This window comes from Marinobacter sp. LV10R520-4 (assembly GCF_002563815.1).
In the GTDB taxonomy this organism is placed as follows: domain Bacteria; phylum Pseudomonadota; class Gammaproteobacteria; order Pseudomonadales; family Oleiphilaceae; genus Marinobacter.
Window position 1 is genome coordinate 1,169,413 of sequence record NZ_PDJM01000001.1, and the last position, 12,513, is coordinate 1,181,925.

At 62.6% G+C, this 12,513-nt stretch carries 14 protein-coding genes; all 14 read right to left on the reverse strand.

All coding sequences use genetic code 11. The annotated features are described in order from the left end of the window. Positions 1-10: 10 nt before the first annotated feature. Positions 11-895 carry a PilW family protein gene (locus ATG98_RS05525; RefSeq protein WP_098422340.1) on the reverse strand — a complete coding sequence of 295 codons (885 nt, stop codon included), beginning with the start codon at positions 893-895 and terminating at the stop codon, positions 11-13. Continuing rightward, positions 889-1,332: a prepilin-type N-terminal cleavage/methylation domain-containing protein gene (locus ATG98_RS05530; protein ID WP_218925834.1), complete on the reverse strand. Its 444-nt coding sequence runs from the start codon at positions 1,330-1,332 to the stop codon at positions 889-891. The genes ATG98_RS05525 and ATG98_RS05530 overlap by 7 nt, the downstream gene beginning before the upstream one ends. Then, the gene (locus ATG98_RS05535; protein WP_098422341.1) at positions 1,329-1,778 is read right to left on the reverse strand and encodes a pilus assembly FimT family protein; all 450 of its coding nucleotides are present in this window, start codon (positions 1,776-1,778) and stop codon (positions 1,329-1,331) included. Before ATG98_RS05535 ends, ATG98_RS05530 begins: the two co-directional genes overlap by 4 nt. Beyond that, complete coding sequence (locus tag ATG98_RS05540) at positions 1,778-2,224, reverse strand: type II secretion system protein (protein ID WP_098422342.1); 447 nt, start codon at positions 2,222-2,224, stop codon at positions 1,778-1,780. Before ATG98_RS05540 ends, ATG98_RS05535 begins: the two co-directional genes overlap by 1 nt. A 27-nt stretch (positions 2,225-2,251) precedes the next feature. Then, positions 2,252-2,749: a type II secretion system protein gene (locus tag ATG98_RS22825; protein ID WP_323807749.1), complete on the reverse strand. Its 498-nt coding sequence runs from the start codon at positions 2,747-2,749 to the stop codon at positions 2,252-2,254. 119 nt (positions 2,750-2,868) lie between these two features. Continuing rightward, a complete protein-coding gene (locus tag ATG98_RS05550; protein ID WP_098422343.1) occupies positions 2,869-4,104 on the reverse strand; it encodes a type II secretion system F family protein in 1,236 nt (411 codons plus the stop codon). Further along, positions 4,101-5,825 (reverse strand): GspE/PulE family protein, encoded by a 1,725-nt coding sequence (locus tag ATG98_RS05555; protein ID WP_098422344.1) that lies wholly within the window; start codon positions 5,823-5,825, stop codon positions 4,101-4,103. Before ATG98_RS05555 ends, ATG98_RS05550 begins: the two co-directional genes overlap by 4 nt. Next, entirely contained in the window at positions 5,822-7,255 is a 1,434-nt protein-coding gene (locus ATG98_RS05560; RefSeq protein ID WP_098424382.1) for a tetratricopeptide repeat protein, read from the reverse strand. Before ATG98_RS05560 ends, ATG98_RS05555 begins: the two co-directional genes overlap by 4 nt. Continuing rightward, on the reverse strand, positions 7,252-8,202 hold the full coding sequence (locus tag ATG98_RS05565; RefSeq protein ID WP_098419841.1) for an ExeA family protein: 951 nt from the start codon (positions 8,200-8,202) through the stop codon (positions 7,252-7,254). The genes ATG98_RS05560 and ATG98_RS05565 overlap by 4 nt, the downstream gene beginning before the upstream one ends. A 4-nt stretch (positions 8,203-8,206) precedes the next feature. Continuing rightward, positions 8,207-9,796 carry a pilus (MSHA type) biogenesis protein MshL gene (locus ATG98_RS05570; protein ID WP_218925835.1) on the reverse strand — a complete coding sequence of 530 codons (1,590 nt, stop codon included), beginning with the start codon at positions 9,794-9,796 and terminating at the stop codon, positions 8,207-8,209. An 8-nt stretch (positions 9,797-9,804) separates the two neighbouring features. Next, the gene (locus tag ATG98_RS05575; RefSeq protein WP_218925836.1) at positions 9,805-10,146 is read right to left on the reverse strand and encodes a hypothetical protein; all 342 of its coding nucleotides are present in this window, start codon (positions 10,144-10,146) and stop codon (positions 9,805-9,807) included. 58 nt (positions 10,147-10,204) lie between these two features. Then, positions 10,205-10,924: a type II secretion system protein GspM gene (locus tag ATG98_RS05580; protein WP_098422346.1), complete on the reverse strand. Its 720-nt coding sequence runs from the start codon at positions 10,922-10,924 to the stop codon at positions 10,205-10,207. 3 nt (positions 10,925-10,927) lie between these two features. After that, on the reverse strand, positions 10,928-11,536 hold the full coding sequence (locus ATG98_RS05585) for a PilN domain-containing protein (protein WP_098419844.1): 609 nt from the start codon (positions 11,534-11,536) through the stop codon (positions 10,928-10,930). Beyond that, positions 11,536-12,450, reverse strand: coding sequence for an MSHA biogenesis protein MshI (locus tag ATG98_RS05590; protein WP_179888265.1), 915 nt, complete (start codon positions 12,448-12,450; stop codon positions 11,536-11,538). The genes ATG98_RS05585 and ATG98_RS05590 overlap by 1 nt, the downstream gene beginning before the upstream one ends. Between the last annotated feature and the right edge of the window lie 63 nt (positions 12,451-12,513).

The window sequence follows — 12,513 nt, forward strand, 5'->3', positions numbered from 1 at the left end:
CTCGCGTGGTTTAAGGTGCATTGTCGACATGGACCTGTTGCAGGAGGGTGATGGTTTCTCCGTCCTGGCTCAATGTCAGCTTTACCGTCACCAGACTGCTGCGCATATGGGTGTCGGGGCTGTAGGTAAAACCGCTGTTGGCGCAATCGACATGATCGACCACCGGCGTGGCGCGGCTGTAGTCATAGGCGCCGGGCAATTCCAGGGAGTCGAACTCGCCGCGAACGATCTGGCCGCCGCTGCATTGGTAGCCGACGACCTTATCCGCCAGAAAGAAACGATGCTGCGGCGAGGCGTATTTGAACTGGAAGTTTTCTACTCCGCCGTCACTCAGGCTCAGCTTGCCCTGGGTATAGCGCACGGTAACCTTGGGGCTGATCACCGATATGGCAGTGCCGTTCGCCAATATAGCGTTGTTCAGCGGCGGCCAGATGTTATCGCCGTCCGCCTTGCCGCCGATGTTGTAGATAACCATCCAGTTGAATTCATCCAAATCCTCGATGCCGATCATCGGGCTAAGCACCTCGACCACGCAGGGATCAGCGGTGCAGGCCGGCGGATCGCGGCGCACGCCCTCGCCGTCGACCGGGCTCGCGCGGTAACGGCCGCCGCTTGGACTGCGCAACAATTCCAGGCGCGTACTGCCGACGACCCGCAGCGAATTTGGCACGGCCAGGCGAATATCCCGGGTCATGCGATTCAAGGCGCTGGCCGCCAGGTCGACCAATTCCGCGCGGCGGATCTGGTCGACGAAACCCTGCAGGGGCCGCGACATCACCGTGGTGATCATCACCACGATCACGCTCGCCAAGACGATCACCATCACCATCTCGACCAGGGTAAAGCCCGCCTGGCACCGAACTGACCGCCCGGGGTTGCGCAGCAGGCTTAGCATCCGGTCTCCTCATAGCAGGTGCGCCAGCCGCTGAGCTCGAGCGCCTGTCCTTGCGGATCGGTCACGCTGACCTCGATGCGGGTGGCGTCAACGCCGTTCAAGGTGGCCGCGGCGTCCACCGCGACCGCGACCCGGTAGTCGCCGAGGATGGGATTGCCTTCGACATCTTGCGGCGCCGACGCGGCCTGGGCCGCCGTGGGCAGTTCGGCGTAGGGTCGCGTGCTGATCGCCTCGAGATAGGCCTCGGCAATCGCCAGGCTTTGCTGGCGCAGCATCGGGTCGGCCGAACGCCCGGTAATCGTCGCCATCGCCGTAAACAGCGCCGCGGCGGCGATGCCGATAATCACGATGGTGATAACCAGCTCGATCAGAGTCATACCGCGCTGCGCCCGATTGGCGGGGTAGCGGGCACGCACGAACGCGCCGAGCCGGCTCATGGCGTGGTCTCGATAAAGCCGGTAGCCAGGTGCACGTTCAGCTTGAAAGCGCCGCCAAAGGTGGCCGTATTGGCCGCCCCGCTGGCCGCGCCGAGAGAATCGAAAGTGACGGCCAAGGCGGGCGTCACCGAAACAGCTTGAGGATTGCCGGCGGCATAGTCGCCACCAGACGGGTGTCCGACCGCGGCGCCGGCAGCCACACCGCCGCACGCCGAGTCGTAGGACAGCACATAGCCATTGGCGTCGGCCTGAGCACGAATCGAGCAACCGCTGGCCACGGCCAGCTTTTGCCCGTAGCGCACGGCGGCCAGGGTTTCTTCGAAGAACAGGCGATCGTCGTACACCTGCCGATCGAAGAAGCGCGGCCCCACCACAGCAGCGAGAATCCCGACGATAAGCATCACCAGAATCAACTCCACCAGGGTAAAGCCACGCATATCAGGCATTAACAGCTTGTGATCGGATCAGGGTCAGGGTCAGAGTCAGTAGTGATCGGACTGATCGTTACGCCGGTTTCTGCGCCCTTTGCGGCCGTGTAGGTAAAGGTGCAATTGCCCAGCCTTACAGTGCCTGTGGCTCTTTTGAACTCACTGCTCAACTGGGCTGCATCCATGATCGAGTCCGCAGTGGCATAGCCATATGCCAGCGTAATATCCTTGCCTTCCAAGGTCACAATTTCACCATCAGCAGCCGTTTTGCCTGCCACCAGCGCAGCCGAATGGACTATCGCACTGGCCGAGCGCACCGCGCCCAGCGCCCCGCTCAAGCTGGCAGCCCTGGCTTCACCGCTGAAATCGGCAAATTTAGGCAAGGCCACTGCGGCCAAAATCCCGAGTATGACAATCACCATAATCAGCTCGATCAGGGTGAAACCGCTTTGTTGATTTTTCATTGTTACTTCCTTATTAACGAACAGGTTTTAACGCGTAAACGTGGTGGTAACGGTGCCGTTGGCAGCGTTATAGAGAATGCTGTCGTTGAGACCATCCAACTGGTAAGTGTAGAGGCAGCCAGCAGTGCCACTGCTTGCCACATAATCCGCGCCACTGCCGTCTGCACCTACGGTAGGAGCCGAGCCTTGCAGAATGGCATTCCAGACGGCCATGCAGCTAGAACCAGAACCTGCAGCTGATGTGCCAGTTGGCCAGCCTTGGGCGTTAACGATCACATTACCCTCGCCAAAACCTGTAACTGGATCGGCAACGGTAACCGAGCTATTACTGCGATTGACCTCCCACTGGGAACGCACCAGTAGTACGGCAGAAGCAAAGGCACCGCCGGCACCCTTGACTGCTGATTCATGGGCGTCCTTGGTTACGTTAATAAACCGTGGCAGGGCCACCGCGGCAAGAATGCCGAGGATGGCGATCACCACCACCAGTTCGATCAGGGTGAAACCCTTGGTTTTTTTCATCATGGCCGTTGTCCCTTACTGATTTATCCACTTCCGTGCGGACAGTTCCACGCGGGGTCTTACTTTAAATGCCAGAGCAAATACAAAATCCCAGAGCACACACAGCGCGTTTCAAATGCGCTCTACCCACCGCCCTTGGCCGCCGAAGACAACTCCCACATGGGTAGAAATACGCCCAGCGCCAGCACCAGCACCATGCCGCCCATGGCGACGATCAGAATCGGTTCGATGGCGTCGGCCAGTTGCTTGAGGTCGTAGTCCACCTCTTGCTCGTAGAAATCCGCCACCTCGATAAACAAGTCATCCAGGGCGCCGGTTTCTTCGCCGACGGCCATCATTTGCAGCACCAGCGGGGTGAACAGGCCGCTGGCGGCGGCGCTGCTGGTCAGCGCTTCGCCGCGTTCCACGCCCTCGCGCATACTCAAAATAGCCTGGCCGATGTAGCGGTTGCCAACGCTCGCGCTGTTGATCGAGAGGGTCTGCAGCAACGGCACGCCGGCCCGGTACATCATCGCGAAGGTGCGGGTGAAGCGGGCCAGGGCGATGCGCTCGAATAGCCCGCCGACAATCGGTAGGCGCAGCTTAATACGGTCCCAGCGCAGCGCGCCGGCCTCCGTTTCGCTCCATTTGATAAAGGCCACGATGACACCGGTCACCACCATACCAAGAAGCCACCAATACTGTTGGAAAAACTCCGAAGTGCCAATCAGAATCCGCGTCGGCAAAGGCAGCTGCGCATGAAACTGCGCGAACACCTTGGCGAAGGCTGGAATCACGAACAGGTTGATCACCGTCAATCCCACCATCATGGCGCTGAGCACGAACAGCGGATAACGGGTGGCTTGCTTGATGCGCTTGCGGGTTTCGCGCTCCAGCTCCAGATAGATGGACAGCTGGCGGAACGCCTGATCGAGCTGGCCGGTGTTTTCGCCGACGCTGATCATGCTCACAAACAGGGTGCCGAAGACCTTGGGATGGGCATTCAGCGACACCGCCATGCTCATGCCGCTTTCCAGGTCGTTGCGCACCGCCTGCAATACCTCGCGAAAATACAGGTTGCGGTTGGACTCGCCCAAACCGCCGATGGCGCGAATGATCGGCACCCCGGCCTTGCTCAGGCTGTACATCTGCCGGCAGAAAATAATCAGCTCTTGCAGTTCGACGCGCTTACTGCGCAGCAGCGCGCGGAGCGCCACCAGCACATCGCCGCCGCCCTGCTTGGCCTGCAGCTGAATGGTCAGCGGAGTGATGTGCTCGGCCAACAATTCGCTGGCCAAACTGTCCATCGAGCCACTTTCGCGGCTGCCGCTGACCTTGCCGCCCTTGGCATCGCGCCCGGTAAATTGAAACAGGCTCACGCCAGCCCCTCGTCGCTCAGGGTTGCGCAGACTTTTAGTACTTCCTCGATGCTGGTCACGCCGGCCAGCGCGTAATCCAGCGCGCAGGCCGCCAGCGGTCGGTAGCCGACGCTGACTTTGGCGGCGTCGGCGAAGCCTTGCGGGTCGTTGTGGCGCAACGCGGCGATCATCGCGGCGTCCAATTCCAGCAACTCAAACACCCCGACCCGGCCGGCGTAGCCGCTGTTGTGACAATGGTGGCAGCCCGAGCCGCGCTTGAAGGTGCGCCCGTCCAGCGAGGCGCCGTACAGGGTCTCCAGCCAGAGCAGTTGGCGCGGTTCGGGCGTGTGCTCCTGCATGCAGCTTTCGCAGACCCGCCGCACCAGCCGCTGAGCCAGCACAGCGTTCAGCGCAGCGGCCACCAGAAACGCCTCGGCGCCCATGTCGATCAGGCGCATGGCCGAGGTCAGCGCGTCGTTGGTGTGCAGGGTCGAAAGCACCAAGTGGCCGGTCATCGCCGCACGCAGGCCAATCTCGGCGGTTTCCTGGTCGCGGATTTCGCCGATCAGCACGATGTCCGGGTCTTGGCGCAAGGCGGCGCGCAGCACCCGGGAAAAGCTCAGGTCGATCTTGGCATTCACCTGCACCTGATTAATGCGTGGCATGCGGTATTCCACCGGGTCTTCCACGGTGATGATTTTCTTTTCCGGGCTGTTCAGTTCAGCCAGGCCGGCGTACAGCGTGGTGGTCTTGCCCGAACCGGTCGGGCCGGTCACCAGCACCAGGCCGAAGGGCCGCTGCAGCAGGCGGCGAAAGCGCACCAGCATCTCGGCCGGCATGCCGCTGGCGTCGAGGTTGGCCACCGAGTTGCTCTGGTCGAGCAGGCGCATCACCACCGACTCGCCGAATTGCACGGGCATGGTCGAGACCCGCACATCGATAGCGTGATTTTTCACCCGAATATTGAAACGGCCGTCCTGGGGCAGACGTTTCTCGGAAATATCCAGACCGGACATGATTTTCAGCCGCATGACCAGCGCCGAGGCGATCCGCGCTTCTTTCATGACCTGTTCGTTGAGCACCCCATCGATACGCTGGCGAATACGCACCAGGCCTTCGTCGGGCTCGATATGAATGTCCGAGGCCTTCATCTGCAGCGCATCTTCGAACAGCGTTTGCAGCAGGCGCACTACCGGCGCGTCGTTATTGTTGTCGGTGCCCAGCTTGGACAGGTCGAAGTCGCTGTCTTTGAGTTCACCTTCCAGCTCGCCAGCCAGCGAGGCGATCTGGCCGGTACGCCGGTACATGGTGTCCAGCGCGAGCAGCAGTTCGGCTTCGCGCACCACCGCCGGCAGTACCCGGGTTTTCAGCAAGCGCTCGACTTCATCCAGCGCAAACAGGTCGAGGGGATCGGACATGCCGACCAGCACACCGCCGCCTTCGCGGGCCAGCAGCACCACGCGAAAGCGCCGGGCCACGGCTTCGGGCAGGCTCTGCACCAGCTCATTGTCGAAGCGAAAATGCTTGAGTTCGACAAACGGAATATGCAACTGCTCGGACAAGGCCGTGAGCAACTGTAATTCGTCGACAAAGCCCAGCTCAATCAGGCTGTGGCCCAGCTTGGCGCCGTTACGTTTTTGCGCCTGTAGGGCCAGTTGCAGCTGGGCGTCGCTGACCAGTCCGGCCTTAACCAGCAGATCGCCCAAGCGCAGCTTGTTTTGGCGGATGTCTTGCGGGGTCATGGACGCGCTCCTAGCGCTGTCGCGCGTTCGCTGGCGAAGCGCCGGGCGCCTTCGTCCAGACCTGGTCCCTGGTGGGCCAGGCGGTAATGTCGGGCGGCGGCAGCCGGTTGCGCCAGTTGTTCCAGGGCGATGCCCAAGCCCAGCTGCCAGCTGCTCTGCTGGGGCTGCAGTTCGATTAGCTGTTGATACAACGCAGCGCTTTGCGGCCACTCGCCGGTTTGTTGGTAACTGGCTGCCAGCAGCGCGTGGTAAGTCGGTTCTTGGCGCAGGCTTGGCGGGTAGTGTTGCAGCGTGGCCACCGCGTTCGCGGCCTGACCAGCCTGCAGTTGCCCGCGCGCCAGCAGCACGCGCAGCTCGCTGTCCCGGGGCCGCTGCGCCAGGTGCGCCGGCAACCAGGCCAGCAGCCGCGCTGATTCACCGCCGGCCAGGTACGCACGGGCCAGCCAGCGCGACACCTCGGGATCGTTTTTACGAGTCAGTTGCAGCGCCTCCAGTACGTGGATGGCGCGTGGATAATCACCCTCCTGCAGCGCCTGACGCGCCTGCGTCAGGGCATTCGGCGCCGAGGGTGCGACGCTCACCTGCGGCGGGCCGCGACCATTCGCGTTGCCGAGCAGTTCGGCCAGCGCCTGAGCCTTTTTATCGGCCTGCGCCTGAACCGCCGCGCGTGGAGTTGCCGGTTCGGCTACGGGCAGATTATTGAGGTCTATTGCCTCGTCCCGGTATGGGTCTTCATGCGCGTATTCGTTTGGGTATTCACTCGTCCCGTCGGCCAGCGCCGGCGAGCCGATGGGCACTTCGATCCACAGCAGCCAGCGGGTGCCCGCCGATTCCAGCCGGTCACGCACCTGTAGGTCATCGCCCAGCCCGACCAGCAGCACTTGCACGCCTTGGCCCTGGGCTTCAACGCGCCAGGACAGGCTGCGGCCGCCGCGCTGCAAGCGGCCATGCGCATCACTGGCCAGTTGCCCGTTCAACTGCACGTTCGGCAAATACAGGCTAACCGTGCCGTTTTCCTCGCGGCGCTGGTAGGACACCGCGCGGTCCAGCAGCAGTTGCAGAATCAGCCCACGGCCATCGTGCTGCGGCAACACTTCCAGCAGCTGGGCAGGTTGCAGCATTGGCGCATCCGCCGCCAGCCCGGATTGGGCAAGTGGCGCGGCGGCCGATGAGACAAGCGCTGACTCAGCGGCCAGCGTCGGGTCTGGCACGGTCGGCGTCGGCGCACTCAAGTCCGGGCGCGCGAGCAGCAACCACAGCCCCAGGCCGATCAGCAACAGCAGCGCCAGCCCGATCAGGCCACGGCGCCGCTGCGTGCGGCGGGCCACGGCGGTTTCGTCTACGGCGTGCAGACCATCGAGTTGCAAGCGTTCGGTGGGCGCGGCGCGGCGCGCTTCAAGGTCGCGTAGCATGTCGTTGACCAGGCTCATGCCAGCCACGCCCAGTACGGCGCCAGCCAAGACCCGACGGCCTGCGACTGGCTCAGCAGCCAGCCACTCAGCCCGAGCAGCACGCCACCCGCGGCCAGACTCCAGCCCAGCCAGACACCGCGCGACGCACCGCCTTGCGCGCCTTCGGTATCGCGCTGGGCGCAGCGTACATGGCCGGCCGTGACTTGGCGCCGGCCTTCCCCGTAAGCGGCCATCAGCGCCTTGTGCGCAAGAATATTCAGCAACCGGGCGATGCCGCCACTGCCGCGCAGCAAGCCCCGCACTGCCGCCGGGCTGAACAGCGGGTCGCCACGGTAACCGGCCACGGCCAGGCGCTCGCTCAGGTAGCGGGTGGCTTCCAGCCTATCCAGGGGGCGCAGGCGGTAGGCAAAGGTGATGCGTTGGCGCAGCTGGCGAAATTCGCGGCGGGCCAGGGTGACATCCAGTTCCGGCTGGCCGAACAGCACCACTTGCAGCAATTTGCTCCGCTCGGTTTCCAGGTTGGTGAGCAGGCGCAGGGCTTCCAGGGTGGCAGTAGGCAGCGCCTGCGCCTCGTCGATCAGCAGCACGGTGCTTTTGCCGGCTGCCGCCAGCTCGATCAACCGGCGGTGCAAGGCTTCCAGCACGCCCTGGCTGTCGAGGTCTTCGACGGCCTCGATATGCAGCTCACGGGCCAGCGCCTGACGCAGCGCAGTTGGGCACATGTCTGGGTTAGGCAGATAGGCCAACTGGTACTGCGTGGCGTCCAGCTGTTTGAGCAAGGTGCGACAGAGCAGGGTTTTGCCGGTGCCGACTTCGCCGGTGACTTTGATAAAGCCTTCACCTTCGCCCAGCGCTACGCACAATAGGTTGAGGCAGGCCTGATACGGCGCCAACTGGACCAGAAATTCGGTATTGGGGGTCAGCGCGAAGGGTTTCTCGCGCAGGCCGAAGAACGTTTGATACATCGATTTACCTGAGTTCTCTGAAGGTATCTGCGCTCTTGCGCAACTCGTTTAGCCACACGTCATCGCTGACCACTTGCGGGCGCAGCAGAATGACCAACTCGCTTTTCAGCAACGTTTTGCGCTGCTGTTTAAACAGGTTAAACAGGTTGCCGATGATTGGCAGGTTGCTGGCCCAGGGAATTTGCGCGTCGTTGTTTTCGTTGCTGTTTTGCAGCAGCCCGCCGATCACCACCACCTGGCCACTGCGCGCACGCACGATGGAGTCGGATTGGCGGGTGGTGGACAGTGCCAGCGGCAGGTTCAAATCCTTGCCTTCGCCCAGGCTGATCACCTTGTTCTGGTCGACCACGCGGCTCACCGTCGGGCGCACATGCAGGGTGACCATGTCGTTCTGGTCGATCTGCGGCGTGACATCCAGCGAAATACCGGAGAAGAACGGCGTCAGGGTCACGTCCTGGGTCGGCTCGGTGACGCCGGCGACGGTGTTGGTGCTGCCGCTGGACGACACATCGGTGACGAAGAATTCGTCGGTGCCGACCTTGATCACCGCCTTCTGGTTATTCAGGGTGGAAATTCGCGGGCTGGACAGCACCCGCACCTGGCCCTGGGTTCCCAACAACTGGATCAGGCCGTTGAAGCTGCCCAGGCTCAGGACCCCTCTGAACACCCCGCCGATTCCGACCGGGCCGCTCAAGGCCGCACCCGCCAAGCTGCTACTGACATCGCCGCCCAAATCGTCCCATTGGATGCCGGCCTGAAAACCGGCTGACAACTGCACCTCAAGAATCTTGGTTTCCAGAATCACCTGACGCTGCAGATTGCTCTGGGCCTGCTCGAGAAAACGCGCGACGTTCTCCTGGTCGGCGCTCTTGGCGCGCACCACCAGCAGGCTGGCCTGAGGATTGACCACCACGCTGTTACCTTCCTCGTCGCCGACCATCATGGCCACCACCTCGCGTACCTCGTGCCAGAGATCGACGTCGCTGGAGGTGGTCACCAGACTGGCATTGAGGGTGTTCGACTGGCCGCCGTCGCTATTTTTGCTGCTGTTGTTGCTGCTGTTGCTACCGCTGCCCTCCACCTGGCCCGAGCTGACCCGAGTGTCGGACCGGCCGATGCGCTGCAAATTCAGGTAGTTGAGGTTGTAACTGCGGGTAATCGCCTGATTAGGCAGAATCTGATAGCCATAGCTGGTGCGCCGAAAATCATAGCCATAGCTGTCGCGCACGGCCGCCAGCGCTTCTACCAGGGTGACCCGACGCAGGCTGAAGGTGATGTTCCCTGTCACGTCTGGATGCACCACCAGGTTTTCGCCGGCGCCTTCCATGAGGCTCAAAAAGAAGTCGCGCGCCGGCAGGTTGTTGGCGGCCACATCGAAACGTGGGCCGCCACGCTGAGCGCCATCCAGGCCCAAGGGCGGAATCAGCGCGGCTTGCACCGCGGGCGGCGGCGTGACTCGGGCCGCGGCCTGCTGCAGGCTTTCTTCGAGCAATTGGTTGCTCTGTTCGTAGAGCTGCTGCTCGCCATCCGGAAAGGTTTGGCAAGCACTTAGCAGGGCGCTCAAGCCCAGCAGGCTGAGACGAAACTTCAGCATTATGGGCATCATCGACTCGGTTGCATTACGGGTTCGGCCAGGCGCAGCAACTGCCGCACGCTCTGGCGTTCAATCAATACGGACTGGGCATGAATGCTCAGCACACGGGCGCCGGCATGTTGATCGCCCACCCGCAACACCTCTCCGCCAATCATCGCGCGGCGGCCCTGGGCGTCGCTCAGCACCGCTTGCAGCACCAAGGGCGCGACCGCGTTGTCACTCGCCGCACCGCCGTTGGCTGAGGACAGGTTGGCCGGTGGTTGGGTGGGGTCCAGCGCCGCGCCGGCCAAGCCGCTGCACACGAGTAAAAGCGCCGCGAGCAGCGCCAGCGTTACGCTACGGCCAGGCATGAAGCCGCGGCGCGTACCGCGCGTGAATGGCCTACATGGCGTAAACATTAACAATACGTTAGGCACCGAGCGACTCCGCATGACGACTTAAGGTATACAACTGCAAGCTGATCTGCGCCTTGCCGGGACCGGCTTCGCCGACCTGATAATGCAGGCTCTCCCAGTTCAGTTTCCACGCGGTGTTCTGGATGGTTTGCAGGTAGCGCAGCAGGTCGAAGTAATTGCCTTCCAGCTTCAGGCGCATGCCATGCCGATACAGGCTGACCTCGCTGGCAGGCGCGGCGGCCGGCACTGGCGACCCTGGTGACGTTGCCGGGTTGGTCGGCGTGCCCTCGGCCACCGGCGTCGGCGGCAACTGCACCGCTTCACTGAAGTTTTCCAGGCTGACTAGCTGCAAACCCGGTTGCGCATGCAGCAGGTCGGTGAGTAGGGCGCGCATTTGTTGCGGGCTGACCAGTTCGCGCGTGTGTTGGTCAATCTGCTCAAGCAGCTGCGCGTGGCTGGCCGCGGCCAGCGACAAGGCGTTGTTGTAGGACAGATTGGGGTCTGCGGCGAGCGCGGCCGCTAACTCGGCCAGCGCATCGGTGTTTTGCGCGCTGCGCGCTTCGACGCTGCTGTAGGCACTTTTCTGCTGGTCCAGCCGCAGTGCCCACGGATCAGCCAGCAGCTGCATATACAGCAGACCGACCACCCCCACCCCCACCCCATAGGCCAGCCATTGCTCGCGCGGGGCGAACGCCTGCCAGCGCTGCTGAAGTTGCTTAATTGGGCTACTCATGGGCTACTCATCTTGGCGGCCCTCCTGATCGGCGGGCCGCGAGGACAGATCAAACTGCAGCAGGTGAGTGTCGTCGTCGCGCGTTATATCGAGACGGGAGAACAGGCGGCCCCGAAACACGGCGTTCTGGCTTAAACGCTGCACATACTGGGGCAGCAATTGTGGATTCTGGCTAAAGCCCTGCAGGCGCATATCACTGCCGCGCAGAAGGATGTCGTTCAGCCATAAGCCATTGGGCGGATGCTGCTCGGCCAGCGCCGCCAGCGGGGCGACAAACCCGCCGCGCTGTTGCTCGGCGCGCACCGCGAGCGAGCGGAGCAGGCGTTGCAGCGCCTGGTTTTGCGCCTCCTGGCGGGCCAACTGCACCGGCAGGCGGGCATCCAGTTGCGGCGCAACGAAGTTCGCCTGGGCGGCTTCGACTTGCTGTCTTTGCACCTTGGCCAGACGCTCGGCCTGCTCCAGGCGCTGGCCGCCCTCCTGCAACTGCCAATTCAGCCAGGCACCATGCAACACGCACAGCAGCAGCAGCGCGCCCAGCCCGAGCCACATTTGTTTAGGCTGCGGGCCGCTGCGGTTAATTTTTTCACGCTGATACAGGTTGAGATTTTGCATCAGCGCACCACCTGGCGCAGAGCCGCGCCAACGGCAGCCATGCAGTAGGCTTGCTCGGACGGCTCCAGCTCGGCGGCCGGCTGTTCGACAAACAGCTCACGCAGATCGAGCATCTGCAGCTTGACCGCCAGCCCGTCGATCAACACCTGCAACGTCACATCGGCATCACGCTTCATGGGCAGCAGCAGCAGGCGATTGATATAGCCCTTGCCCAACTGGCTCTCGAAATAATCGAGGGAGCGCTGGATCTCCAGGGTGACCGAAGAGAAATCCTGTTGGGCCCTCTCCAGGCCGTGCTCAATTCTGCGCGCCATATACAGGTCCGCGCCATGCTGCACGCAGATCAAGCCCTCGCTGGAGCGCAGGCGCAGCAGCGCAATATTCAGCCCCTCGGCACCAAACAGCAGGCCGAGATTGCGGAAAGCCATTTCCGTCACGTCGATACTGCTCAATTTTAGCCCAGCCTGCTCGATCAGCGCGCTGTAACCGCGCATGCGCGCTTTATCCAGAGCTGCGCAATAGGCCATGCGCGAGCGGCCACGGTACGCATCGGCAGGTAGCACAAAGGCATCGATGACCATCTGTTCGAGAGGTTCGGCGATCAGCTCCTTGACCCGCCAGCGCATGGCATCGCGCAGTTCTTCGGCGGGCACGTCGGGGCTGTCGAGCAGCAACATTTGATAGTCGGCGGGATGCAGCAGCAGGTTCACCGGCATGCCGGCCAGGCCGAGCTCGGCGACCAGCTTTTTCAGCTCAGCTGCTTGCTGCGCAGGGGCAGCCTTGCGAAATAGGCAATCGAGTAGACGCGGTGCAGCTCCGGGCATTCGTACGACGCGCGCCAGGGCAATGCCCTCGGGCCCGACTTCGATACCAAGCAAACCTACTGCTGCGATTTTTTTTCTTATGGGCCACACCAACTACACACTCCAGCTACCAGCTGCGTACCGCAACGTCGCCCCCAGGCGAACGACTGCACA

Excerpts from the sequence above, each read along its gene's own strand:
- ATG98_RS05525 (WP_098422340.1), bottom strand. The coding sequence starts at position 895 with ATGCTAAGCCTGCTGCGCAACCCCGGGCGGTCAGTTCGGTGCCAGGCG.
- ATG98_RS05530 (WP_218925834.1), bottom strand. The coding sequence starts at position 1,332 with ATGAGCCGGCTCGGCGCGTTCGTGCGTGCCCGCTACCCCGCCAATCGG.
- ATG98_RS05535 (WP_098422341.1), bottom strand. The coding sequence starts at position 1,778 with ATGCCTGATATGCGTGGCTTTACCCTGGTGGAGTTGATTCTGGTGATG.
- ATG98_RS05540 (WP_098422342.1), bottom strand. The coding sequence starts at position 2,224 with ATGAAAAATCAACAAAGCGGTTTCACCCTGATCGAGCTGATTATGGTG.
- ATG98_RS22825 (WP_323807749.1), bottom strand. The coding sequence starts at position 2,749 with ATGATGAAAAAAACCAAGGGTTTCACCCTGATCGAACTGGTGGTGGTG.
- ATG98_RS05555 (WP_098422344.1), bottom strand. The coding sequence starts at position 5,825 with ATGACCCCGCAAGACATCCGCCAAAACAAGCTGCGCTTGGGCGATCTG.
- ATG98_RS05560 (WP_098424382.1), bottom strand. The coding sequence starts at position 7,255 with ATGAGCCTGGTCAACGACATGCTACGCGACCTTGAAGCGCGCCGCGCC.
- ATG98_RS05565 (WP_098419841.1), bottom strand. The coding sequence starts at position 8,202 with ATGTATCAAACGTTCTTCGGCCTGCGCGAGAAACCCTTCGCGCTGACC.
- ATG98_RS05570 (WP_218925835.1), bottom strand. The coding sequence starts at position 9,796 with ATGCTGAAGTTTCGTCTCAGCCTGCTGGGCTTGAGCGCCCTGCTAAGT.
- ATG98_RS05575 (WP_218925836.1), bottom strand. The coding sequence starts at position 10,146 with ATGCCTGGCCGTAGCGTAACGCTGGCGCTGCTCGCGGCGCTTTTACTC.
- ATG98_RS05580 (WP_098422346.1), bottom strand. The coding sequence starts at position 10,924 with ATGAGTAGCCCAATTAAGCAACTTCAGCAGCGCTGGCAGGCGTTCGCC.
- ATG98_RS05585 (WP_098419844.1), bottom strand. The coding sequence starts at position 11,536 with ATGCAAAATCTCAACCTGTATCAGCGTGAAAAAATTAACCGCAGCGGC.